Source organism: Lysinibacillus sp. NPDC093210, assembly GCF_044753985.1.
GTDB lineage: Bacteria > Bacillota > Bacilli > Bacillales_A > Planococcaceae > Lysinibacillus.
Window position 1 is genome coordinate 1 of sequence record NZ_JBIVOE010000006.1, and the last position, 25196, is coordinate 25196.

The window sequence follows — 25196 nt, forward strand, 5'->3', positions numbered from 1 at the left end:
AAAGCTGCTTGTAATTTTTCCTCTGCAGTATATTTAGCCATAAAAAAACTGCACCTCCAATTGTTAGATGTGTCTAACAATTGGGGTGCAGTTCATCGCTTGGGAGAGGTTTTTTAATTATAAAAATGAAAAAAACGGCAAATACGCAATGTATTTACCGCCTGTTGCTATTTTTGCATTTCTTTCGTTGGTCCAAGTACACCTGGTACTGGTAAGCCAGCTTGACGTAATAGTACTGTCATTTGTCCACGATGATGTGTTTGGTGGTCAATTAGTGCACGTAATAATGCACCTCGAGTGATCGGTCCGTTAAAACCATTCACTTCCTCCAGTAAGTCTTCATTTGAAAGCTTGGCAGCTTCCTCTTTAATACTGTTAGCTGTCTTTTCATATGTCGCTACAATTTCAGTTGCTGTAGCTGGAACAGGATCTTCTTTACGAATCATCGGCACCTTTAAACCTACTAAATAACTAAAATAGCCTGCCGCTCCTACTAAATGCCAGCCTAACCAGCCAAGTGTACTATGACCTTCAACAATGCTTTGATTTAATGTTTCATCTGTCATGGCTTTTAGCACTTTAGCAGTTCCTTCTGCTGCAATTGTCCATTCACTTAGAAAATCGTCTACTTGTCGATACATATAATCGCCCCCCCAAATTTTAACTCTTTAATATCATAGTAAAATCCTTATAGTATCGCAAGTTTCTATCATTAAGTTTACATAAAAATATTATATGTTTTTCTCTTTACTACGAATGTTCTAAATTTCAGTTGATTTTTACCTCCCTTTCCTCAAGTTAAAGACTTTGCACATATTTTTGTTAAATCATGTATAATGGGCTACAACTTAAACGAATAGAAAGAGGTATTTTATGTTTTCCCCATTAAAAAAAGGCGATACAATTGGCATTTACTCACCTTCAAAACCAGCTTCAGTTATTGCCCGCACCCGATACGAGCGAGGAAAGGCGCGGTTACAGGCACTTGGCTTTACGATTAAAGAAGGTTCATTAACTGGCAAGAATGATATTTATCGTTCTGGCACCCCTAAGGAGCGCGCTCAGGAGCTCAATGACCTATTACACGACCCTACTGTGAAAATGATTTTACCAACAATGGGTGGCACGAATGCAAATAGTATGTTGCCTTATATAGATTATAAAGCGATTCAACAATCCCCCAAAATACTAGTTGGCTTATCAGATGTGACAGCAATTCTCCTTGCCATCTATGCTAAAACTGGCGTACCGGTATTTTATGGACCCTCTGTTGCATCTACATTTGGTGAATTCCCACCATTTGTGAATTACACAGAACAATATTTCATCGATCTCTTTATGCAAACGGTACCCATTCCTTATGAAATATCGATTCCTCCTATTTGGACAGATGACCGAGTCAACTGGCTTGAAAAAACAACAGAAAAAACGCTGCATGACAATTCTTGGATAACCGTTCAACAAGGTAGTGCCGAAGGTCGATTAATCGGTGGTAATATCAATACGATGTATGGCTTTATTGGAACTCCCTACTTCCCTCAAATTAAAGAAGGCGATATTTTATTATTAGAGGATACCTCGAAAACAATTGCAGTAGTGGAAAAAAACTTTGCAATGCTAAAGTTACACGGCTACTTCGACAAAATTGCAGCGATTATTTTAGGTAAGCATGAGCAGTATGATGATGAAGGCACAGGTCGAAAACCTTATGATGTTTTATTAGAACAGCTGGACGGGAATCCTATACCAATCTTGGCTGAGGTGGATTGTTGCCATACACATCCACTGCATCCATTGCCTATCGGCTTGTGTATTAAAGTAGATGCAACGAATAAACGCATTTTGTTGTTAGAAAGCTGGTTCTCTTAATATTCGTATATAGTAGCCCCTTCACGTATACTTAAAGAAAATTACTAAAGGAGTTTGATAGTATTCGAATCTTATTCTTATTTTCTCTAGCAATAATACTTGTCGGCTGTACAACCAATCCGAGTACAAATCCACAGCCTAGCCATTCGACTAATGCTGATGAGCAAAAAGATAAAGAACAAGCAACTAATCAACCATCCAATAGTCTTCTCGCTTCCTATTTCCCACCAGATGGAACAACTGCTTATTTTCAGGGTGAAGGGAACGAGTTTGCTAGTTACACACTTCAAACGACCTACATCGATGAAACGGCAATCGCACAAGTAGAAAATAATGGTGGCGTCACATTGTTAAAAATCTATCGAATTACGAAATCTGCTATAGAACTTGTCTATATGGAAGCCATCGATGAAGCACCAACATTGCCAACAGCGCACGAAATAGCAACTTTTCCGGTTATTGAAACCATTTTACAACAGCCTTTGGAAGTTGGAATTCGGTTTAATGGGTGGGAAATTCTTTCGACTACTGCTTCTATGCCCACGGGCTTAACCACTTTCCACAATGTAATTGAACTTATTAAAACGAAGGACAACATTACGACATCTAAATATTTTGCCAAAGATGTGGGTCTTATCCGAACAAAAGACGAAATGGTAACAAATAACGGAGAATCATTTATTATTACATCAACTCTGCAAAAAATTGAATGAAATGTCTGAACAGGCGTCTCGCTTGACGCCTTTTTCTTAAGTAAGGAGGTAGCATTCATGAGCGACATACATAAGCACACTGCTAAGGAAGAATTAACGGAAGAGGAGTTTATAGAACTTGTACTGGCAGAGCAACAAAAAGCGCTAGCTGAGGACAGAGAACGACTTCTCCATGGTAAAAAGATTAAGAAACAAAAGCCGATTATGAAATCGATTATGTGGGCTATGGCATTCGTACTTTTTTTTAATACGTTTGCGCTTATTTTTCAAATTTACTCTATTCCTGCTATCGAATTTATAAAGGTCTCACGTCAATTGTCGCAACAGGAAGATATTCAAACGTATAAAAAAGCGATTGTAGAGGTTTCTACAGGCTCAAGTAAAGGTACAGGCTTTGTTATTTCTCCTGAAGGTCTAATTGTAACCAATGCCCATGTAGTAGAAAACGCCCTTACATTGTCTGTTGTATTTCCTGAACAAGGGCTTATGGAAGCTCAGTTACTGCAAAGCTTTCCAGAAGTTGATTTAGCACTTTTGCAAGTTACTGGTACCAATCTACCCTCGCTAACTCTTGCACATAACCCTAGTTATCAAGAGGATGAGTCTGTTTATTTCATAGGTAATCCACTATCATTCACAGGTATTGCTAATAAAGGTACGTTACTTGAAGAAACTTACCTGGACGATTGGCAGGAGCCCGTCATGATGATGCAAGCACCTGTGTACAAAGGCAATAGTGGGAGCCCTGTTCTAAATAATGATGGCGATGTAATCGGCATTATTTTCGCTACGATGAAAAAGGAGCCTTATGGGCGAGTAGGATTATTTATTCCTGTACATGTGTTAGAAGAGTACATCCTACAATATGAGAATTTACAAAGTGAAAATTTGAAATAGCCCGCTTCTTCTAAGGAAGTGTTGTTCCCCTCTTGATCGTCGAAATGATGAACTAACTTTAGCTTTTCTTACAGCAAGGAAAACAGACAAGTAAAGCCCAGCAGCTAGCGATAAAAAACTAGTTGCTGGGCTTTGTGACATATAACTAGTTCGTTTCCATAATATTAGGAAATAAATATTGATATTCAGCCTGAAGCAATAAGGATACGAGTCGTTTTTGATTTTTCGCCAATTGTTTGACAAAATGTTATTTTACCAGAACCAGACTAACCAGCCATGCCGAGTGATTGATTTACTGGTATTTGAGCATCTAAATTGTTAATATTATTAGCTTTTAAATGATTTATTCTCATCGTCATATCCTCTCTATTTTTCAATACATCCAACATCAACTTGATGTTAGTGAAGCTAATGGTCAGCACAAAAATTATTAAAAAAAGCAAACGGCTTCGTTCAATATTTAGCCGTTTGCTTTTTTATACACTAACTTTATACAATAAAAAGGATTTGAGGTTAGTTTTTATATTTCCTCTAACACTTTTTCAAAACCGTTAAACCAATTTAACCAGCCATATCTTGCACCTTCTGCTGCTTGATCACTTGAAATACCTGTTTGCTCAAGATGAAGATTTACCTTACCATCTTCTAATTCTTTTAATGTCCATGTTACAGTATGCTCTTCACCGCTTGCGAAAGTATAAGATAATTTGTAAGGTTCATCAACTATTAGCACCTCCCCATCAATAATCCCATTCCACCATTCTGTCGGTTGTGTACGAAACTGGAAACGGTGTCCTACAACTGGTTTAAAATCATTTTCCATTATCCATTTTGCAAGTGTTTCTGAATCTGTTAATGCATTCCATACTTTCTCGATTGAACTTGTGAACTGAAAATCTAATGACAATTCTGCCATTTTCATTCCTCCTCTAATAATTTTTTTAAAAGTAACGCTTTTTCTTGCCAAAACTTCTCATAATGGCTTACCCAATCCCTAATTTCACTTAAAGGAGCTGCATTTAATCGATATCTTGTTTCCCTACCAACTTTACGATCTGTAACTAAACCAGCTTCTTTTAGTATAGCCAAATGTTTAGAAACCGCAGTCCGACCCATTTGAAATTGTGCAGTTAATTCGTGAAGAGGTAATTCTTCTACTTCTGATAGCAAACGTAGCAATTTCCGTCTTGTTGGGTCAGCGACTGCTACATAAACATCACGTTCTTGACCTTTATCGTTCAAAATCATCCTCTCCTAAAATAGGACACCAATTGGTGACTTAATTATAGGACACTGTTTGGTGTCCAGTCAAATTTATTTTCATCTCTCTTGTTACATATAAAAGTTCCCCCCCATTTTTTTAAGTAATAATTACATGATTTTTAAAGGTATAATTAATTATCTTAAACTTTAACTTAAAATTATTAATAATAAAATTAAATAAATTGAATTTTATTATTTATTTTCTTAATACCTTGTTGTATAATCGAATTAAATTAAAGAAAGGAATTTCAATATGGCCTATAAAGTAATTACGAATTGTCCTGTCTGTAATAAAACATTAAAAATTACCAAGCTCCATTGCTCTCATTGTCACACGACGATTGAAAATGAATTTGAATTATCAAAGCTCGCCTCTCTATCAAAAGATCAGCTTCATTTTGTGGAAGTGTTTTTAACATGTAGAGGGAATATTAAAGAAGTTGAAAAAGAATTAGGAATTTCGTACCCGACTGTTCGAGGTAAGTTAACAGAAATCATCTCATCGCTTGGATATGTACAAAAGAAGAAAAATGAAGTGGACGAGAAAAAAATTGTCACTATGTTGGAAAATGGCGAAATCACACCCGAAGAAGCCATAAAGCTCTTAAAAGAGGAATAAGGAGGAATTTATTATGAATGAGGAAATTGCAAGAGTGTTAACAATGATACAAGAAGGAAAGCTTGATGCGGAGAAGGGATCCGAACTTATTCAAGCATTAAAAGACAAGGAGGATACAGGAAATAATCTTTTAGAAAAAACAACGAAATATTTAGATAAAACATTAAAAGTTCGTGTTGTATCATCAGAAAATGATAACGTGATGGTCAATTTACCTATAAAACTTGTCAAAGTAGTATTAATGGCTGGCCACAGCATCGCAGCTAGTATCCCCCAATCGGAAAAATACGTTAAAGATATAGATATCAACCTTATAATTGAAGCAATTGAAAATGAATTAGATGGTCAAATTGTTGATATAAAATCTGCAAACGGAGATACCGTTTCAGTCATTATTGAGTAGTGATTTGCTTATGATGCATGTAAAAGTGAAAACAAAAGGCTTTAATTTTACCATCCCTATTCCATATGCAATTTTAAACATCCTTATTTCTATCTTATTTTCAACGTTTGTTCAGCAAATTGCAACTAAATGGACTAAAGAGCATTTCGATAGAAAAAAAATAGACTTTACTATCCCACTTATAGATAAAGAAACACTTAAACCAATTGTCAATGAACTGAAAAATTATAAAGGGATTATTCTTGTAGATGTAAAAGCGCAAGACGGGACCGAGGTTAAGGTCAAATTATAATTTTTTTACACAACACACCGACACCAGCTAGATAGAAATTAATTTTTAATAGCACAAATAACGATAACCCTGTTCTAAATTTAGGACGGGGTTAAATTTTTGTTGTAAGATTAAAGAAGAAAGTTAAAATTACAATTAATGTGCTCTTAAATGGCACGTAACAAAAAAGTAAAAACCATACTCCTGTCCCTCCTCTCCACTAAGGATACAACCTTTAAGTCAGATAAAGATTTCAGTAACTATGAAATCTATGATTACGTCTTAGTGAAAGATGATAAACTACCATTGCTAAAAGCCGTTATTTCTTTTTACGATAAAGAGACAAATAATAGTAGTAATCTTGCTTTTATTTACGATGATTTGTGTAGAAAAATATGCTTTGCGGTGAATGAAGTAGAGGGTGTAAAAACTTACGAAATAGATGAAAACAGCCTGTTAACCTATGTTGGTAATGGTGCTGTAACTACATCCATTCGTCAAATAGAAAATAATGTAGTATTAGATTATAAAATCACTTTTTCATATGAAGAATCAACCTCAACTACAACTATTAAAATCGATTCAGAAAAACCATCGAATTAAGATAAATATCAATTTTTGAATATCATGAAGTCTATACACCAAAATCCCTACTTACTTAAAATACTTAGAGTAAGTAGGGATTTTTCTTATTTTATTTATTAAATTTTAAGGCATTCTCAATAGTCATTCATTTAAATTGAGTTTACATAATAATATTATTTAGATTTATTTTTTATATATTTAGTAAATATTGATTTTACAGGCATTTTACTTAAGAATTGATTGCTCGTCTCGGTGATTTTCTGTAAAACCTCAAGTAATTTCTCATCCCCTGTCCAATGTTTTTCGATTACTTCTGGACCTAATTTATTGATTGTCATATTGAGGACAAAAGTGGCTAGCATAATATCATCGAGAAAGCCTCCAAAGCCAAATACACCTTCTGGTAGAAAATCCATTGGGAAAATAAAATACGCGATTGTAGCGCCAATTAATGACTTACTTTTCGAATCGATAGCAGGATCTGCTACTATCTTAATTAATAAATGAAAAATATCAGGAACGAACAATAAATAATCAGCATATTTGTGCTTCATCCCCGCCTTTGACACAAGAAATTGTTCCAATTTTTTTCGCAATTTTTGATAAAAATCTTTTTGTTCCTGCTCATTAGGAATGCTTCGGTAGTCCTCCATTAATCTTCCTCCTCCTGCTCTCTTTACCTATTACCCAAAAAACAAAAAATTAATCGTAACTGTAGGTAAAAAGGAGTTGTTATAGTGTAAGTCAATAGTAAAATACCAGCATTTGCTATGTGACATTTGCCGAAATGTATAGAAAAAAGCACCCTATAAACATAGGGTGCTTTTTTTTAACGAAAGTAATTTTAATTACTGAGAATTAAAGTTTAGTTACGTTAGCAGCTTGTGGTCCGCGGTTGCCATCTACAACTTCGAATTCCACTTTTTGACCTTCGTCAAGTGTTTTGAAACCTTCGCCTTGGATAGCTGAGAAGTGTACGAATACGTCGTTTTCGCCTTCAACTTCGATGAATCCAAAACCTTTTTCTGAGTTAAACCATTTTACTGTACCTTGTTTCATGTGAAAAAACCTCCAAAAAAATAAAAGTGAACAATATGTAATTTCTTCAACGAATTAAAAAAATTCACATATTACAAAGAGTACCGAACTAACGCGATCACTTTTTGTAATATGTGAATCCATGTTTCCGGTGAAGCAATTAAATTGTTAAGTTAAGTATACCACCATTCATAATTTTGTCAAATAAAGAAAATTGTTTTTTTAATTAATTTGAAAATTATTTTAAATATGCTCTTCAAATACCATTATGCCATGATATACTTGTGCATCATCATCACAGGCCTCGCAGTAAAAGCTTTCATCTTCAGACCAAAATGCCCAATATCCACCCTCTTTACTCGCCTCATGTTCGTATGCTGATCGGAAATGATTTAATTTCCGTTGTAATGCTTGCTCAAATTGTTCTTTTGTTTCAAACGTTTCTTTCGTTTGAATAAAAGCTTCCCAGCCTTCAAATTTCCACCAAGGCTCATAATCAGCTTTCATGTAAAGTATTATATACATATTTGCCACATTCCTTGCTGTAATAAGATATTCTAATTTTAGCAAACGCTCCTGAAATGTCTATTAAAACACCCTGCAATATGCTATTATTACCTTATTATTCATTATTTATTATGGAGGTTTTTTTATGTTTTCAAGTATTCGACCTAAGGCCGAACTAAATGAATTATTAAAGCGTGGAACAAATTTAAGTGCAACAGGCCGATTCAATAAAACATTAGCTTTTAATTACTTTAATTCACAAGATGAAGAAAATTTAAAAGCACTCTTTTATAAATTGAAAGATATTACGCCTTCTATGAATGCAATATTTAAAAATTATTTAAGTGAGATTTCTCCCACCTCCCAACAAACGATTAGCGAAGAAAATATAAATCAATATTTAACTCAATTTTTTTTAGCTACTCGTGATGATGAATATGTAGATGAAACAGTAAAGTTTTTTAATTTGTTTCGAAAAAACCAATATGAACCTGGTAAATTAATCGTTGTTTTCAATCAATTTGCCTTTTATATTACGACATATATTTTACATAACTTTGGTTTAAAACCAAACAAAGCTTTTGAGTATATGAAATCTTTCCAATCAGCCGTCAATGTGGATCAAGAATTGCTCGTAGAAGTATTAACAGAGCGAATTGTTGAAAACGTTGTCTCTGAAATTTCTTCACTAATGGATGTCAATGCGAAAATTATGTACATGAAAGATTTAGTATATAGCTTAGACAAGCAAAATGAAGAAATCCAATCATCTACAGCTGCCACTGAGGAAATTGCCGCTTCGATCAATGAAGTAGCCCGAATGTCTTCTCATATATCAGAGAAAACAACGGAATCAGTTGACCATGCCGTTAAAGGGAAAAACGCGATAGAACATGCTTTATCAGAAATTTTCAAAACAGAAGAAACATTTACAACGATCGTTGACTCGTTTACTGAATTACAAAAACGTGTAAATGATATTGAACACGTTGTAACTTTGATAAACCAAATTGCGGATCAAACAAATTTACTAGCACTGAATGCTTCGATTGAAGCTGCTCGTGCGGGTGAACATGGGAAAGGATTCGCAGTTGTTGCACAAGAAGTACGTAAGCTGGCTGAAGGCACCGTTACTGCTCTTAGTGAGGTTTCTACAAATGTTCACCATCTAAAAAGTTATTCCAATGATGTATCGCATTCCATTACAGAAACGACATCTATTATTAAAGAAGCAACAATTGAGGCAAAGGAATCGTTACCTTTGTTAAATGCCATCGTTGCCGCAATTGAAGGCATTAATCTTGATGTGACGAATACCGCTGCGATTTCGCAGGAGCAAGCTGCCGCAATTGATGAAGTATCTGCCAGAATGATTGAAATTTCTAACCTTCAAGATGATATTCGCAGCTATAGTTCTAATACATCAAGCGATATTCACTTATTAGGAAAAGAGATTAACCGTTTCCGTAATGACATTATTTCAAATAATAATGTCCAGCTTTCTTCAATTGCCCTATTACAACTTTCTAAAGCAGATCATATTTTATGGAAATGGCGTATTTATAATATGTTCCTTGGTTTAGAAGAAGTACAGCCAAGTGATGTATCTTCACATACGGAATGTCGTCTAGGTAAATGGTATACTGCTTCCCGTACTGTTGAACGCTTTGGTCATTTACAGGATTATCGTGATTTAGATGAATTTCACTCACGAGTACACCAATCTGCCAAACTGGCTGCAGAAGCCTTTAAAGCTGGTAATATTAAAAAAGCAGAGGACCATTTGAAAGAGGTGGATGAAGCCTCTGAGCGAGTTCTATTCTTTATTAATAACTTAATTACTTATTTGGAAAAAGAACGTGTTATGCAGTAAGTTGGAGGGATTATCCCTCTACTACTTTTGGGAGGTTTTAGCGTGAACAAGAGAGCGCTGATTAAATTTTTTGGAGATATTTACGGGACAGGCTATCGCTTTTTTATTAAACAAAAAGCAATTGAGCTTGGTTTAAAAGGTTATTGCAAGTTAAATGCACAAGACCAAATTGAAGTAGAAGTAGAAGGCTCAAAAAAAGCAATTGACGAATTTCTATTATTTGTTCAAAAGGGTGTTAGCCCTCAGGCAGACTCTAACTCATTTACTTTAGAACTTTACGACGATTTAAAAGGTTATGTACGTATGGAGTCGGACATTGTTTAAGTCTGGCTTCTTTTTTTCTACTTCCCTTTAAACGCAAGAAAAACTTAAGTTTAACGGACTATTGGTAATGGTCTTTTTATAAATCGAACATACTATAAAGGTTATAAGTACACCATTAGGCAAGTTTAGGGCTTTTGCGCAGGTGTATTCATTGAGAAACTTAGCAAACAGCAGTAAAATTAATGAAAGCACTATTATTATTAGTGAAACTTTATGTCGATTATTACGTATTAAAAGATAGACATACTGAAAAGCAAGGAGGAAGAAACTATGCTCAGTATAGGACAGTTTTTCTCTAGACATACCGCTAGCCTTTTAATTTCACTATCAACTGTTTCTATCACAGCGTTTGCAGCAAATCCAGGATACTTCCTTGGTGGTTTATTGTTCGCTGGAACCTATGCAACGAGTACAACGTTGCTAAAACATAATCAAAAAAGAAAAGTTATGCACATAGCTGGTATTTCGAAGGATGAGTACAAACATATAGAATTACAGCTTTCAACGGCAAACAAGCATATTCAAACATTAAGTCAAAACTATTTACGCGTACGTTCAGTTTCTGCTTTTAAACAATTACTTGAAATGACTCGTATTTCAAAAAATATCGTTAAAATTGTAAAAACTGATCCGCAAAAGTTTTACAATGTGGAGCCGTTTTTTTATGCGCACCTCCCTTCTGCAGTTGAATTGACTGATAAGTATACAATGCTATCAAAGCAACCTGTCAAAGATAAAGAAATCCAAGTAACATTATCAAAAACGCGCGAAACGTTATCGGATTTAAATTCTACATTTCAAATTGACTTGAAAGATGCTCTTTCAAATGATATTGATCATCTTCAAATGGAAATTGAATTTGCAAACCGTTCCAATTTAAGAAGAAAAGAACAACTGGAATGGCGAGGCGATGAAAAATGACAGCAAACAGAGATTCTATCCTTCCATTAGAATCGTTACCAGGAATCTCACCTCTTGTACAAACCTATTTAGAATCGTCAAATCAAGAGGCAATGACTACCTATGAAACGCTATCACCTCTTGCTCAAAGCCGTGCACTTTTATATGCAAGTCAAATTGACCTAACTAATTTTGAATCAGTGTTAACTTTAGGCCAAGACTCTCAACGCGCCGTCTCTCAATTTGCAGATCGCATGCTTGCACAAGTGAAGGATAAGGATGTCACAAAAATCGGACAGATGCTCGATTCATTAATGCAAACGTTAGACCGTGTAGACCCTGCTGCATTAGAGCCTAAAAAACCTTCCTTCTTTAAAAAAATGTTCGGTAAAACAGAACCAACTGTTAAACAAACCCTTACTGAGTTTGAACGAATTAGTATTCAAGTAGAACGAATAGGCGTCCAACTCGAACGTGCACAGCTACAGCTAATAAGAGACGTTGAATTGCTAGAGCAATTGTACACACATAATCGAGGTTTTTTTGAAGAGTTAGCAACTGCCATTGCGGCTGGACAGATGAAAAAATACCAGGCTATTGAGGTAGAGCTACCTTCAAAAGTCAGCATCGTACAAACGACTAAACAGCCACTCGCTATTCAACAGCTCAATGATTTCACGGCACAACTTGAGCGTCTTGATCAACGTATATATGATTTACAAGTATCCCAACAGGTTGCATTGCAAACAGCACCTCAAATACGCATGATTCAACAAGCAAATCAAACACTTGCTGAGAAAATCGAGTTTTCAATTGTCACACTTATTCCTCTTTGGAAAAATCAGTTAGCTATGATGCTTTCGATGAATATGGATCATCATTATGCACAGCTAGAAGAACGACTAGCACGCACAAATGAACGATTTACAAGCTCATCTTTTGAACAACAGGTATCGAAATTTAAAGAAACACAACATGAGCTTAAAATGGCCATTCAAGATGTTTTTGCTTTACATACAGCTACCGAAAAGGAAAAACAACATCTGCAACAGGATGTAGCTGGCATGAAACAATCAAAAACGATGGAATAATATTATGGGGCGCTAAATTATATAAAGGGGTGTCTCAGCAATTATGTGAGACACCCCTTTATATAATTATGCAAAATACTCTTTATAGTAACCACCAATATTACCAGTGTTGTCAATAATGAAAACGAACTCTTCTGTTTCATTTTTCACTTCATATTCTTTCCCAACTGTTAATACGTTTGATACTAAATATTTTGATGCGTTCGTATGTTTGCAAGTAACTGTACGAAGTGTTGGTGCATCTTTCCATTTTAAATGTAACATAAATTCTCTACCTCTCTTTACTAGCCATTAGCTAACATCTATTGTTTATTTTATACGATTTTGGCTCTTTTGTGGAGAAAAAACTATAGAAGTCTATATTTTGTCCTTAATAACGAATTGTTTGCTTATTTCATACTATAAAATTTATACTCGAGGTGTTGTTATGAGTTTCGGTGGAGTTCCACAATGGTTTTTTATCATCGCTGTCGCATTTGCCATTTGCTTCATTTTATATGCTGAATGGAATTCTAGAAAATAAGTATAAAGTCTACCGCTTTTGATTTCTGCTGAGGGCAGGCCCTGTCGCGGGCACATAAGCCGCAGCCCTCGCTTGCGCGCGTTCCAGCAGGAGTCACCGCCCTCCACTACAATCCATGTAGACAACGGTAGTTAACATGAATAAAGACAGAATACAAACGAACGCAGAAATTACTTCAGCGTTCGTTTTAAAAACTCTTTTGTACGTTCGTGTTCAGGGTCTACTAGCACCTTTGAAGGAGGCCCCTCCTCAACAATTACACCTTTATCCATAAACACAACACGATCTGCAACTTCCTTTGCAAACTCCATTTCATGTGTAACAATCAGCATCGTATTTCCGGCATCTGCTAACTCACGCATTACTTTCAAAACTTCCCCAACCATTTCTGGATCTAGCGCGGATGTTGGCTCATCGAAAAGCATTACATCTGGGTTCATAGATAATGCACGAGCAATGGCCACACGTTGCTTTTGACCACCAGAAAGTTGACGAGGTTTTGCATTCACATATTGATCCATCCCGACGATTTTAAGATACTTTAAAGCTGTTTTTTCAGCTTCTTCTTTGGAACGCTTTAACACTTTTACTTGTCCAACTGTACAATTTTTAAGCACATTGTGATTGTTAAACAAATTAAACTGTTGGAAAACCATTCCTAAATGAGTACGATAAGCTTGAATGTTATGCTTTGCGTGTAAAATATTTTCCCCTTTATAAATAATTTCCCCACCATTTGGTGTTTCAAGTAAATTAATGCAACGAAGGAGTGTTGATTTGCCGGATCCTGATGAACCGATTAGACATACAACCTCTCCCTTTTCTACTTTAAAATTCACATCTTTTAATACTTGGTTACGACCAAATGATTTACTTAAATGTTCTATTTGAATGATTGCCATTTGTTCGTTCCCCCCTAGTCAATTTCTTTCAGTTCTTTTTGATAAGCATCCGGACCGTCAAGACGTTTTTCTACATATAGTAAAATTCTCGAAGCCGTAAATGTCATAATGAAGTAAAGCACACATGCTACAAAGAAAGATTCGAAATAACGGAAGTTATTACCCGAAATCGATTTTGTTTGGAAGAATAATTCCGTTACACCAATTACACTTAAAACGGCCGTATCTTTAATATTCATAATTAATTGGTTTCCTGTTGCTGGTAAGATGTTGCGTGCAACTTGCGGTAATACAACATGCATCATAATTTGCACATGCCCCATGCCAATCGCAGAAGCAGCCTCGTATTGACCTTTATCGATAGAGACAATCCCACCACGTACGATTTCAGCCATATAAGCACCAGTATTCAGTGAAACGACTAAAATACCCGCAGTAATGAAGTGCATATCGATGCCAAAAGCAATATCTAGTCCGTAAAATACTACCATTGCCTGTACAATCATTGGTGTACCACGGAAAAATTCAACATAGCATGTCAGTATAAAATTAATACATTTTAATAAAAAACGTTTTATACTTTTTTTACGAACTGGAATGGTATGCATAATCCCAATAAAAAATCCGATGAATGCACCAATAATTGTACTGATTGTTGAAATGAGTAACGTATAATACGCACCTCGTAAAAACATTTGCCAGTTGTTTTCTATAATAGAAATGATCCATTCTAAACTCATGATGTTCCTCCTAACAACGTGTTGTTGCATTATATCAATTATGCCTTTAGTGAAATCATCTCTTCATTTGAATTAATTTGCTTTATTCAAAATATGTGACACACTTCTTAGACATGACTTTATTCAGCATGACTTCCTCTCTGAACAAACTAAATGTGATAAAGGTTGTCCCAGTCGCTTTTAGCAAAATGTCACGACTTTAATTTAGTAAAAATCAACTTCTCTTTTCATATGTTGTAGGTGATTTTTCACTTGGTAAGAACAGCATACTTGAAACTGCCAGTATGCTGTTTTTTCGTGAAGGACAACCCTATCTCTTTTTGCATTACTGAGCTGCAGGTTGTTGAAGAATAGCTTCTTCCATAATTTTTTGGCGATCATCTTCTGAAATACCTTTTAAAATTTCATTGATTTTATCTAGACTAGCATCACCTTTACGTAAACCAACTGCAATTGAAGTATTTGAAATATCTGTATCAAATCCTTCTTCAAAAGAAACAAATGTGAATTTGTCATTAGCTGCTGCTGCCGAAATACCTTCTGGACGTTCAGCTACATAGCCATCAATTTTGCCAGCTTCTAGCGCTACACGCATTGCAGAGAAGTTTTCCATTGCTGTTTGCTTTTCTACACCTTTAATTTGATCGATAACATTATAGTTAGATGTATTTAGCTGAGATGTAACTTTTGCACCTGAGAAATCTTGAATTGATTTTGCATTTTCATACTTGCTACCTTTTTTAATAACCATTACAAAATCAGAAGTATAGTAGTTTTCAGTAAAATCAATTGTTTGTTTACGTTCTTCTGTTGGAGACATCCCTGCTACAATCGCATCGATTTTTTTTGACTGAAGCGCAGGTACTAAACCATCCCACTCCATTTTTACAACTACTAATTTTTTACCTAAACCTTCAGCGATTTTTTTCGCCATTTGTACATCATAACCGCCTGCATACTCTGCATTATCAGCAATTTTTACAGCTCCATTTGCATCATCTTGCTGAGTCCAGTTAAATGGTGGATAACCTGCTTCCATCCCAATGCGGAATTCCCCACCAGTTTCTTCCTTTGAACCATCACCTGTTGTCTTTTCATCCTTGTCACCAGTACCGCAAGCCGCTAACACGATTGCTGTCATTGCCGCTAACATAAATAACAACCATTTTCTTTTCATCTAAAACTCCCCTTTTCTGTAAAAAAAATAAAGCAACTGTACAAAAAAAGACCTAAGTTTTGAACTTAGGTCTTACCTTTTATTGACAGTTGCCCAAATCCTCACTATAATTTCCATGTTTCCGAGATAGCACAACCTAGTAAACTGGAATTAAATTTACTAGGACAGTCCTGCACTTATTCACTGCAGACCCAGCATAAAAGTACGAGCTCCTTTTATACTTCGGCGATATTTCCTTCTCCATTACGTCTTCGCTTGCTTATACTCAGCAATGGACTAATAAATACCGCGCCTCTACCTCACAAAAAACAAAAGTGAGGTTTGTTTATTTAATTGTTATATAGATATTACTATAAAGCTAGCATATTCGTCAAGATAGTTTTATCATTTTTCTGACTAATAACAAAATTAGCCTGTAATCCTTTTTAAATCCATAAATTAAGTAGAATAACATTAAATATGTTTGCCATCATTTCACAAATTTTTATTATAAAAATCAAGATTTATAAACCATAAGAATCGATTTTTCAGTCAAACAAAGGTCATTTAGACCATCCAGCACCATTATAGCGGAAAACAATTTAATATGAAAAAAACCCTGCAAAACAGTTAAGTTTGCAGGGTTTAAACACTTAAATTATCGAATTAAGAATTTAATAATAAATCTTCTGGATTTTCAAGTAACTCTTTAACAGTTTTAAGGAAGCCTACAGAATCTTTACCATCGATAATACGGTGGTCGTAAGATAATGCTAAGTACATCATAGGACGAATTTCAACTTCGCCATTTACTTCAACTGGGCGTTTTTTAATTGAGTGCATTCCTAAAATAGCAGCTTGTGTACCGTTCATAATAGGTGTTGACATTAATGAACCGAATACACCGCCATTTGTAATTGTGAATGAACCACCTTGTAGATCAGCTAAACCTAATTTTTTATCGCGTGCTTTTTTAGCTAAGTCTGCAATCGAATCTTCAATTTCAGCAAAGTTTTTGCGGTCAGCATCTCGTACAACTGGTACTACTAAACCTTCTTCAGTTGATACAGCTACACCAATATCAAAGAAGTTGTTTAAGTGAATTTCATCGCCAACGATTTGAGCATTCACATAAGGGTATTTTTTAAGTGCAGCTACAACTGCTTTTGTGAAGAATGACATGAAACCAAGTTTAGAGCCAGTAGACTCAAAGAATTGATCTTTTTTACGAGAACGTAATGCCATAACGTTTGTCATATCTACTTCATTGAAAGTTGTAAGCATAGCAGTCGATTGCTTTACTTCTAATAAACGTTTAGCAATTGTTTGACGGCGACGGCTCATTTTTTCAACTGTAACACGTGACTCGTCAACAGCTACTACTGCTTTTGGTGCTGCTGGTGTTGCTTGAGGTGCTGCTACAGGTGCTGTACCGTGAGCTGCAACGTCTTGTACACGTACGCGACCTTGTGGATCAACTGGAGATACAGCTGCAAGATCAATACCTTTTTCACGAGCAAGTTTACGTGCAGCAGGAGATGCAATTACACGCTCGCCTGAAGTTTCCTCTACAACAGGTGCTGCTGGTGTTGGAGCTGCTACCGCTTGAGGAGCCGCTGGTGTTGGAGCTTCCGCAACTGGTGCTGCTGCTGCTGGTGCAGGTGCCGCCCCTTCGCCCGCTTCTACAACAGCGATTACTTGACCTACAAGAACAGTATCGCCTTCTTCAGCTAAAATTTGTGTTAACACCCCAGCTTCTTCAGAAATGATTTCAGCATTTACTTTATCTGTTTCAAGCTCAACGATGAATTCGCCTTTTTCTACGCGGTCTCCCACTTTTTTAACCCACTGTGCAATACTACCTTCTGTAATCGATTCTGCTAATTCAGGGACTTTAATTTCAGCCACTTTCATTTCCTCCTTTGATTAATGTGCATGCGTATCATGCACATAAAGGGCTACCGCCTTAGGCATGTAGCCCAGCTTCCAGTAATAATGATATATTTAGTTTACTTTTACCGTTTCAGCAACTGCTTCTTCAATTAGAGCTGATTGAGCTGCTTTATGAGAATCCGCATCACCTTCAGAAGTTGAGCTCATTGCAGGACGACCTACATAACGAAGCTTTTTACCTTCAGATAATTCATGTAATGTTTCCAATGCGTAATTCCAAGTACCTTGGTTTTTAGGTTCTTCTTGTACCCATACGATTTCTTTAGCGTTAGGATACTTAGCAATAATATCAGCAACTTGCGCTGTTGGGAATGGGTAAAGTTGCTCTACACGAACAATGTGTAAGTGATCGAAGCCTTCTCCATCTTTCACGCGGTCTGCTAAGTCTATCATTACTTTACCAGTACCTAATACAATTCGTTCAACAGATTTAGTTTTTGAGCCTAAACCTGGTTGCTCGATTACTTCTTGGAATGAGCCATTTGCTAATTGTTCAGCATTTGCTGCAGCTAATGGATGACGAAGTAAAGATTTTGGTGATACAACAACTAACGGACGCACACCTTCTGTTTCCAACATTGCTGCTTGACGACGTAATAAGTGGTAGTAGTTCCCTGCATTCGAGCAGTTTGCAACAAACCAGTTATTTTCAGCAGACATTTGTAAATAGCGTTCCATACGGCTTGAAGAGTGTTCAGGACCTTGCCCTTCATAACCGTGAGGTAAAAGAATGACGAAGCCAGATTTTTGACCCCACTTAGAGCGTGCCCCTGAAATGAAGTTATCAAACATCACTTGCGCCATGTTCGCGAAATCACCAAACTGCGCTTCCCATACTGAAAGTACGTTGCCTTTTTCTAAATTGTAACCATATTCAAAGCCAACAACCCCAGCTTCTGTTAATGGTGAGTTGTGTACTGTAAATGAAGCGCTTGCACCAGAAATATGGTGTAGTGGTGTAAATACGTTACCATTATTTTTGTCATGTAACACTAAATGACGTTGTGAGAATGTACCACGTTGAGCATCTTGACCAGTAAATCGTACTGGCGTACCATCTTGAATAATTGTTGCGTATGCTAATGTTTCGGCATGACCCCAATCAATTTTTGCAGATGCAAATGCATCACGACGTTTTTCTAAAATTTTGCCTAATTTCTTTTGTGGCTCGAAGTTTTGTTCAAATACTAACAGTTCTTCGTTAATCGTTTGTAAACGTTCAGCACCTACTGCTGTATCAACTTGTGGGAAATTAATTTTCAATTCTTCTGGCATTTCTAAATGTTTATGTTCATCTTTTTCTGCCATTTCTTTTACGTGATCGTAAGCAACCTGCATTTCAGCATAAATAGCTGAATCAAGTGCAGCAACTTCATCAGCCGTAACTAAACCTTCTGCTACTAATTGCGCACCGTATAATGCACGAATTGTCTCATGTTTCGCAACAAGTTTGTATGTTTCTGGATTTGTTACAGTTGGGTCATCTGTTTCATTATGACCATGTCGACGGTAACCAATTAAGTCAACAACAATATCTTTACCGAATTTTTGGCGGTAGCTTGCGGCAAAACGACCTACTTGAGAAACAGCTTCTGGGCTGTCTGCGTTCACATGAACAACTGGTACTTCATAACCTTTTGCTGGGTCAGAAGAATAGACAGATGAACGTGAGTCTTGAAGCTCTGTAGTGAAACCAATCATGTTATTAGCAATAATATGAATTGTCCCACCTGTTGAGAAACCTTCTGTTTTCGAATAGTTTAATACTTCTGTAACAATACCTTGACCAGGGAATGCAGCATCACCATGTACAAGAATACCTAAGCCTTTAGCTGGATTATGCACAGCTTGCCCTGGTTTAGATGTTTCATCTTGTGTTGCACGAGTAGATCCTAATACAACTGGGTTTCCAACTTCTAAGTGAGAAGGGTTATATGCTAGTTTTATGTTCATGCCTGATTCACGAGTATATGAAGCACCCATGTGGTATTTCACATCGCCAGTCCAACCTTTTGTAATTTCAAGTCGACCATGCTCTGGCATAAATAAATCGTTCGAAACATGTGCAAAATCTGAGAACATCATGTCATATGGTTTATTTAAAATATGTGTTAGTACATTTAGACGACCACGGTGCGCCATTCCTATACGAACATTTTCAACATTGTTTGCTTCTACTGTTTTTAAAATTTCATCAAAAAGGACGATTTGAGTATCTAAACCTTCTCCAGAGAAACGTTTTTGACCAACAAATGTTTTGTGAATGAATTTTTCAAAGTTTTCAACACGTGTTAAACGATCTAATAACGCTTTTTTCTCATCTGAAGTTAGTGCTTGTTTTAAAGAACCAGATTCGATTTGTGCTTGAATCCATTCACGTTCTTCAGTTGCTACAACATGCTCATATTCAAAAGCTACTTTATCTGTATAGACAGATTTCAAATAGTCAATAGCATCCTTACCATTTTTCACGCCCGCTGGCACATCTTTGAAGAAGATAGCAGCAGGTATTTCTGCTAAATCCGCAGGACTTAAGTTGAACGCACTTTCTTCAATTTGTGCTGTTTGAAGTGCACGATTTTTTAAAGGATAAATATCTGCAGCTAAATGCCCTTTAGAACGAATTGCATCAGCTAATTTAACAGCTGCCAATACCTTTTTATAATCGCCAGCAGGAGCTGCTGAACCACTTACTACAGCTACTTCACCTTCTACTTCTACTGGTGCACCAAATTGTTGGAATAATGATACTAACTCCGGTTCTACTTCTTCAGGAGACTGTAAGAATAAGTCGTATTGCTCCATCACATATCCTAAGTTAGGACCAGAGAAAGCTGACCATGGAGAACTTACAGTTGTAACGTTGTTCGACATGAAAAATGACCTCCAAATTTTGCCTATCGGCAGTTCCATTAATTAAATTACAATTAATTATATAATATTATCCCGTTCTTTTAAAGGATGTTTGACACAAGTTATCCATATTTTAAAGAACGTTTTTTCCATCTCAATCTTACTACTCTTCACAAAAAATACAACACTTTTTAGCAAATTAAGCAATTTTTTTCCCGAAGGCTAAAAATCTTAAATAAACCGCGCATTTTCTTTAATATTTTAGCGGTATCCTCAACAAGAAAACGGTTCCAACATTTTCTTCACTCTTGACTTCTACCGAAGCATTGTATTTTTCAAGTAACATTTTAGAGATACTGAGACCTAAGCCTGTACCGCCAATTTGGCGATTTCTTGCCTCATCAACCCGATAAAAACGATCAAAAATATATGGCAAATTATTTTCAGCTATACCAATACCATTATCAGCGATTTGAATTTGCATTTCATCTTCCTGTTTCGAAAGAGAAATATTTACTTCCGGAACTTTTTCACAATAACGAATTGCATTTTCTACTATGTTACGAACTATTTGACTAAGTGCATTAGATGTTATAAACACTGCCCCTATTTCACCATTTTTCGACAGCGTTATTTTTGCAGTTGGGTATAATAGCGCCATTTCTTCTATCACACTTTCAATTACATCTATTGGATTTGCTTCACTCATCTCATCTTTTTCTTCCCGTCGTGCAAGCTCTAGTAACTCTTCAATCATTTTACGCATTCGTGTAATTTCCGTCAGCGAAGTGTCTATAGATTCTTCAAGAATAGCAGGATCGTCTTTGCCCCAGCGTTTCAATAATGAGAGATGTCCCTCTATCGCCTGAATCGGCGTCCGTAATTCATGGGAAGCATCTGCAACAAATTGTTGTTGTTGAGCAAATGATATTTGCAGTTCATTCATCATTGCATTGTACATTTTTAACAAATCACCAATTTCATCATGTGATGTATAGGATAGCTGAATTGGTTCATTAAAACCTTGATCCATAACTGTTTTCATTGATGCACGTAATGCATGAAGTGGCTTCGTTAAATAATTTGCTAAATAATACCCAATGGAACCTGAAAGTAATAATGCGCCAACTCCTGCAATGAGCATAGCAGTCAACAAATAACGCATTAATGATTCAAAACGTGTTAACGGATGTATCACTTGTATATATACTTGAAAAAAACCAAGTTGTAACGGTTCATTCACAACATACGCATTTTTTTTATCAATGGTCGTCTGTACTATTGATCCCATAGAAGATAGCGGTGCAGCTTGTGAGGCATTATTAATACGTAAAATTTCAATACCATCATTATTATATAGTCTAACAGTTTGATCACGATCGACAATTGATTTTAATAATCCCGTATTTTGCTGAATTTGTTGTATCGAGATGTTTGGCCCTTGTGACTCTAAGAATGAAACGACATCATCTCTTGTTCGTTTCACTTTGCTTCCTTCATCATTTAATAGCCAAGTATGCAGTGATACATATACGACTATACAAATAATCGCATAGCTTATAAAAATAACTGCACTAGATGTCAACATCCATTTTCTTTGTAATGATAGATTACTTAAGTATTCTTTTATTTTTTTCATTCACGCATCACGTATCCTACTCCACGAACAGTCTCAATATAGGCATTTGAATCACCGGGTAGTTTTGTCCGTAAATGGCGAATATATACATCAACGACATTTGTCTCGATATCAGCATCATATCCCCAAACAGAAGTTAGAATTAGCTCACGTGTACACACACGATTTTTTTGTTCCATTAATAGCTTTAACAAATCATATTCGGTTTTAGTCAGATCAAGTTTTTTACCTTGAACCAATACCTCATATGCATCAATGTCAATTTCAATATCTCGAAATTGAAGTGTGTCCCCTCCCATTTTTTCGTTAGGCTCTACTCTGCGCAAAATAGTTCGTATGCGTGCAAGCAATTCTTCGATTGCAAATGGCTTCACTATGTAATCATCAGCCCCAGCATCTAAACCAGCAACTCTATCCATTACTGCGTCTCTAGCGGTAAGTAAAATGATCGGTACCTGGGATTGAGTACGTACCCTACGACAAATTTCAATTCCATTAATACCAGGTAGCATCACATCGAGTAATAGCACATCATAATTTTCAGTTGTGGCAAAAGCTAGCCCTTCTCGCCCATCAAAGGCAACGTTTACATTATAGCCCTCATGTTGTAACTCTAGCTCTACGAATCGGGCAATATGCTTCTCATCTTCTACTAAAAGTATTTTCTTAGGCATCTGATCACCTTCTATTTTCAAAATATATACATCATCTCTTAATAGTACTAGCATAACATCAATTAAAAAGCCTGTACCACAAGTAAATACTCGTTTGTACAGACTTTTTTTAAAGTGGTCCAGTAATAAACAAATTATTTTTTCCGCATTCCTTCGCTTTATATAAAGCTTGGTCTGCTAAATCCATTAACGACTCAAGCGTTGTTGCATGGTCAGGATAATAAGCAATCCCAATAGATGCAGTAGGTGCAAAAAAGTACTTTTCTATAGTCCATCCGTTTTTCAATTCATTGCGAATACGGTTAATAATATGCATTATTTGAACTTGTCTCTCTTCAGAATTCCGTGTTAAACCCGTTAAAATAATGATAAATTCATCTCCACCCATTCGAATGACTAAATCATGACTACGTACAGATCTTATTAGCACATTACCGAAATTACGGATAAAATCATCACCCATATCATGGCCATATTGATCATTTACATCCTTGAAATCATCACCATCAATATAAAGCATTGCGATACAAGTGTCTTTTGCATGTGCGTCCGAAAGAAGTTTGGGGAATTCTTTCAATAAAAACCTTCGATTCGGTAACTGCGTTAGGCTATCGTGATAGGCTAGATATAGTAAATCATTCTCTCGTTCTTTTCGATGAGTAATTTCACGTGAAACCATTATTATTTGGGAAATTGTTTCGCGTTCTGTATCATGCACGACGGTGACATTTCCTTCAGTCCAAACAGGCGTACCATCCTTTGAGTTAAGCAAAAGTTCAAACTGTGTGTCCGACTTAGCTGTAAAATCATTTAGAAATGCTTGCCACGCTGGCTTACTTTGCTCGTCGATTATACTATTGTAAAACTGCCCCTGTAATTCAACAATCTCATAGCCTAAATACATCCTATAGGACGGTGAGGCATAAATAATAATGCCATCCTCATTGATGATGACAATTAAATCATTTGTATTTTCAGTAATTAATCGGAAAGTACGCTCAATATTTTTCAATTCCGTTAACATTCTCTTCTTGTCCGTAATATCATAGTTAATGGATAAATATTGTTCCACTTTGCCAAATTCATTTTTCAATGGCACAATGGCTGCCTCTACCCAATAGTCTGCATGATATTTGGTGCGATAGCACAGCTCCCCTCGCCAAACCTCCCCCAACACAAGGGATTCGTTGATTGTTTGAAAAACTCCTTTTTTATTATTACGTGGCTCGATAAGATTATACGGTTGACCAATTAGCTCTTCAGCAGTAAATCCCGAAGCATTTAAAAATAAATCATTCACTTCCATAATCGTGCCTTCGTTATCTAAAATAGCAATAGAAGTTGCGAAATTTAAAGCCGCCTTAAACACTTCGAGACCATGGGTTTTTGAACGCAGCTCTGCCTTTTGCTCTGTAAATTGTGTAAAATCTTGCATGATAAGAAAAATAGCAAAGGAGTTATCACCTTGCATTACTGGTGACAACGATACTAAATACATGCGCTCCTGTTTATCCAATGTATGAAGCTTAATCAGCTTTTCACCAATATTTTCGCCCATTGCAGCCCTTTGCAAATAGTTTTGTATTTTCTCTATTTCCTCATGGGGGATAATAGGTAAGTCAATGAACGGCTGATGTTTCACCATATCATTATCTAAATTAAAATCTTCTATGAAGCTTGTATTTACTTCATATATACTACCTTCTGCAGATAAAATGACTGTTGAAAAATAAGCATGGTCAAACATTGATCGCATAAATAAAAATTTATCTTCAATACTTCTGTCATATAAGATTTCTTTTGTAATAGCTAAAATATAGTTATCATCCCCGTCTTTTATCGGTCGGACAGAGGTCTCATATTTTCTAACTTCTGATTTAACATAAGCATAATCCACATAATCGATTTGTTGATGCTGTTCAATAGCTCGGTGATAATTTTCTTGAATAATGACAAAATTCCGACGAGAAGTAACAGCTGACAGCATTTTCCCAAGGGCATTAGTAGATACCAGAACTTGGGCAGCCTGATTTAAGCGAACATATTGATAATCGTCTCCAACTTTTTTCATTAAATAGACGAAATCTTCTCCAACAAATAGTTGATTGAAAAGTTTTTCGCTTAAAAGATATTCCATAATGTCACTCTCCATTATAAAGTCACATATATATAAATTCGTTATAAATGGTATTTATTTATAACATAAAAATTACACTAATATTATACCATATTTACACTCGTTTAACTTTCTTGAATTAAGAAAGATTCTATCCTTTTTGGAGAAAAATTTGATGATATTTTATTAAAAAATCAAGAAAACGATACTAAGGTAATACCATTTTCGCCATTTTGATGTAATATAATACTATAAAAGACTTTTTATCCATATATAACATAAGAAAG

General features: G+C 35.9%; 26 protein-coding genes, 1 pseudogene and 1 riboswitch. Of the genes and pseudogenes, 11 read left to right on the forward strand and 16 right to left on the reverse strand.

The window, feature by feature from the left end; genetic code table 11:
* Positions 1–167: 167 nt before the first annotated feature.
* Positions 168–641: a DinB family protein gene (locus ACIP9C_RS14560; protein ID WP_401011737.1), complete on the reverse strand. Its 474-nt coding sequence runs from the start codon at positions 639–641 to the stop codon at positions 168–170.
* A gap of 232 nt (positions 642–873) precedes the next feature.
* Between ACIP9C_RS14560 and ACIP9C_RS14565 the strand changes: the two genes are divergently transcribed.
* From ACIP9C_RS14565 to ACIP9C_RS14575, 3 genes are all read left to right on the forward strand, one after another.
* Positions 874–1869 (forward strand): S66 family peptidase, encoded by a 996-nt coding sequence (locus ACIP9C_RS14565; protein WP_401011739.1) that lies wholly within the window; start codon positions 874–876, stop codon positions 1867–1869.
* 347 nt (positions 1870–2216) lie between these two features.
* The gene (locus tag ACIP9C_RS14570) at positions 2217–2582 is read left to right on the forward strand and encodes a hypothetical protein (RefSeq protein ID WP_401011741.1); all 366 of its coding nucleotides are present in this window, start codon (positions 2217–2219) and stop codon (positions 2580–2582) included.
* Between the two features lie 57 nt (positions 2583–2639).
* A complete protein-coding gene (locus ACIP9C_RS14575; protein WP_401011743.1) occupies positions 2640–3479 on the forward strand; it encodes a S1C family serine protease in 840 nt (279 codons plus the stop codon).
* Positions 3480–3627: 148 nt separating this feature from the next.
* Here ACIP9C_RS14575 and ACIP9C_RS14580 read toward each other — a convergent pair.
* From ACIP9C_RS14580 to ACIP9C_RS14590, 3 genes and pseudogenes are all read right to left on the reverse strand, one after another.
* Positions 3628–3832 (reverse strand): annotated as a pseudogene (locus tag ACIP9C_RS14580) (ATP-binding cassette domain-containing protein); the annotation flags it as partial.
* 167 nt (positions 3833–3999) lie between these two features.
* The gene (locus tag ACIP9C_RS14585; RefSeq protein ID WP_401011745.1) at positions 4000–4401 is read right to left on the reverse strand and encodes an SRPBCC family protein; all 402 of its coding nucleotides are present in this window, start codon (positions 4399–4401) and stop codon (positions 4000–4002) included.
* Positions 4398–4721: an ArsR/SmtB family transcription factor gene (locus ACIP9C_RS14590; RefSeq protein ID WP_401011747.1), complete on the reverse strand. Its 324-nt coding sequence runs from the start codon at positions 4719–4721 to the stop codon at positions 4398–4400. The genes ACIP9C_RS14585 and ACIP9C_RS14590 overlap by 4 nt, the downstream gene beginning before the upstream one ends.
* Before the next feature lie 274 nt (positions 4722–4995).
* Between ACIP9C_RS14590 and ACIP9C_RS14595 the strand changes: the two genes are divergently transcribed.
* The 4 genes from ACIP9C_RS14595 to ACIP9C_RS14610 all read left to right on the forward strand — a co-directional run bounded on the left by ACIP9C_RS14595 (position 4996) and on the right by ACIP9C_RS14610 (position 6638).
* Positions 4996–5361: a DUF2089 domain-containing protein gene (locus ACIP9C_RS14595; protein ID WP_337981186.1), complete on the forward strand. Its 366-nt coding sequence runs from the start codon at positions 4996–4998 to the stop codon at positions 5359–5361.
* A 13-nt stretch (positions 5362–5374) separates the two neighbouring features.
* The gene (locus ACIP9C_RS14600) at positions 5375–5764 is read left to right on the forward strand and encodes an SHOCT-like domain-containing protein (RefSeq protein ID WP_401011749.1); all 390 of its coding nucleotides are present in this window, start codon (positions 5375–5377) and stop codon (positions 5762–5764) included.
* Positions 5765–5774: 10 nt separating this feature from the next.
* A complete protein-coding gene (locus tag ACIP9C_RS14605) occupies positions 5775–6056 on the forward strand; it encodes a hypothetical protein (RefSeq protein WP_401011750.1) in 282 nt (93 codons plus the stop codon).
* 150 nt (positions 6057–6206) lie between these two features.
* A complete protein-coding gene (locus tag ACIP9C_RS14610; protein ID WP_401011752.1) occupies positions 6207–6638 on the forward strand; it encodes a hypothetical protein in 432 nt (143 codons plus the stop codon).
* A 155-nt stretch (positions 6639–6793) separates the two neighbouring features.
* Here ACIP9C_RS14610 and ACIP9C_RS14615 read toward each other — a convergent pair whose 3' ends face one another.
* The 3 genes from ACIP9C_RS14615 to ACIP9C_RS14625 form a co-directional block, all read right to left on the reverse strand.
* Positions 6794–7273, reverse strand: coding sequence for a YkvA family protein (locus tag ACIP9C_RS14615; RefSeq protein WP_401011754.1), 480 nt, complete (start codon positions 7271–7273; stop codon positions 6794–6796).
* Between the two features lie 205 nt (positions 7274–7478).
* Entirely contained in the window at positions 7479–7679 is a 201-nt protein-coding gene (locus tag ACIP9C_RS14620) for a cold-shock protein (RefSeq protein ID WP_004230088.1), read from the reverse strand.
* 222 nt (positions 7680–7901) lie between these two features.
* Complete coding sequence (locus tag ACIP9C_RS14625) at positions 7902–8183, reverse strand: DUF1033 family protein (RefSeq protein ID WP_401011756.1); 282 nt, start codon at positions 8181–8183, stop codon at positions 7902–7904.
* 127 nt (positions 8184–8310) lie between these two features.
* On the opposite strand from ACIP9C_RS14625, the gene ACIP9C_RS14630 reads away from it, so the two are divergent.
* The 4 genes from ACIP9C_RS14630 to ACIP9C_RS14645 all read left to right on the forward strand — a co-directional run bounded on the left by ACIP9C_RS14630 (position 8311) and on the right by ACIP9C_RS14645 (position 12353).
* Positions 8311–10038, forward strand: a complete 1728-nt coding sequence (locus ACIP9C_RS14630) for a methyl-accepting chemotaxis protein (RefSeq protein ID WP_401011757.1) — start codon at positions 8311–8313, stop codon at positions 10036–10038.
* 42 nt (positions 10039–10080) lie between these two features.
* Positions 10081–10362 carry an acylphosphatase gene (locus ACIP9C_RS14635; RefSeq protein WP_401011758.1) on the forward strand — a complete coding sequence of 94 codons (282 nt, stop codon included), beginning with the start codon at positions 10081–10083 and terminating at the stop codon, positions 10360–10362.
* Positions 10363–10632: 270 nt separating this feature from the next.
* Entirely contained in the window at positions 10633–11283 is a 651-nt protein-coding gene (locus ACIP9C_RS14640) for a 5-bromo-4-chloroindolyl phosphate hydrolysis family protein (protein ID WP_340824514.1), read from the forward strand.
* Positions 11280–12353 (forward strand): toxic anion resistance protein, encoded by a 1074-nt coding sequence (locus tag ACIP9C_RS14645; RefSeq protein ID WP_401011760.1) that lies wholly within the window; start codon positions 11280–11282, stop codon positions 12351–12353. Before ACIP9C_RS14640 ends, ACIP9C_RS14645 begins: the two co-directional genes overlap by 4 nt.
* 66 nt (positions 12354–12419) lie before the next feature.
* Here the strand turns inward: ACIP9C_RS14645 and ACIP9C_RS14650 are convergent, their stop codons facing one another.
* The 9 genes from ACIP9C_RS14650 to ACIP9C_RS14690 form a co-directional block, all read right to left on the reverse strand.
* Entirely contained in the window at positions 12420–12617 is a 198-nt protein-coding gene (locus tag ACIP9C_RS14650; RefSeq protein ID WP_340824510.1) for a DUF6501 family protein, read from the reverse strand.
* 429 nt (positions 12618–13046) lie between these two features.
* On the reverse strand, positions 13047–13778 hold the full coding sequence (locus ACIP9C_RS14655; protein WP_401011762.1) for an amino acid ABC transporter ATP-binding protein: 732 nt from the start codon (positions 13776–13778) through the stop codon (positions 13047–13049).
* Between the two features lie 14 nt (positions 13779–13792).
* Positions 13793–14518 carry an amino acid ABC transporter permease gene (locus tag ACIP9C_RS14660; RefSeq protein ID WP_401011764.1) on the reverse strand — a complete coding sequence of 242 codons (726 nt, stop codon included), beginning with the start codon at positions 14516–14518 and terminating at the stop codon, positions 13793–13795.
* A 325-nt stretch (positions 14519–14843) separates the two neighbouring features.
* A complete protein-coding gene (locus ACIP9C_RS14665) occupies positions 14844–15695 on the reverse strand; it encodes a transporter substrate-binding domain-containing protein (RefSeq protein ID WP_401011766.1) in 852 nt (283 codons plus the stop codon).
* Between the two features lie 119 nt (positions 15696–15814).
* Positions 15815–16000, reverse strand: a riboswitch (Lysine riboswitch).
* A 340-nt stretch (positions 16001–16340) separates the two neighbouring features.
* Positions 16341–17582, reverse strand: a complete 1242-nt coding sequence (odhB, locus tag ACIP9C_RS14670) for a 2-oxoglutarate dehydrogenase complex dihydrolipoyllysine-residue succinyltransferase (RefSeq protein WP_401011768.1) — start codon at positions 17580–17582, stop codon at positions 16341–16343.
* Between the two features lie 96 nt (positions 17583–17678).
* The gene (locus ACIP9C_RS14675) at positions 17679–20501 is read right to left on the reverse strand and encodes a 2-oxoglutarate dehydrogenase E1 component (RefSeq protein ID WP_401011770.1); all 2823 of its coding nucleotides are present in this window, start codon (positions 20499–20501) and stop codon (positions 17679–17681) included.
* A gap of 232 nt (positions 20502–20733) precedes the next feature.
* Positions 20734–22119, reverse strand: coding sequence for a sensor histidine kinase (locus tag ACIP9C_RS14680; protein WP_401011772.1), 1386 nt, complete (start codon positions 22117–22119; stop codon positions 20734–20736).
* The gene (locus ACIP9C_RS14685; protein ID WP_401011773.1) at positions 22116–22793 is read right to left on the reverse strand and encodes a response regulator transcription factor; all 678 of its coding nucleotides are present in this window, start codon (positions 22791–22793) and stop codon (positions 22116–22118) included. The genes ACIP9C_RS14680 and ACIP9C_RS14685 overlap by 4 nt, the downstream gene beginning before the upstream one ends.
* Before the next feature lie 109 nt (positions 22794–22902).
* Positions 22903–24930 carry a diguanylate cyclase domain-containing protein gene (locus tag ACIP9C_RS14690; RefSeq protein WP_401011775.1) on the reverse strand — a complete coding sequence of 676 codons (2028 nt, stop codon included), beginning with the start codon at positions 24928–24930 and terminating at the stop codon, positions 22903–22905.
* Positions 24931–25196 lie beyond the last annotated feature (266 nt).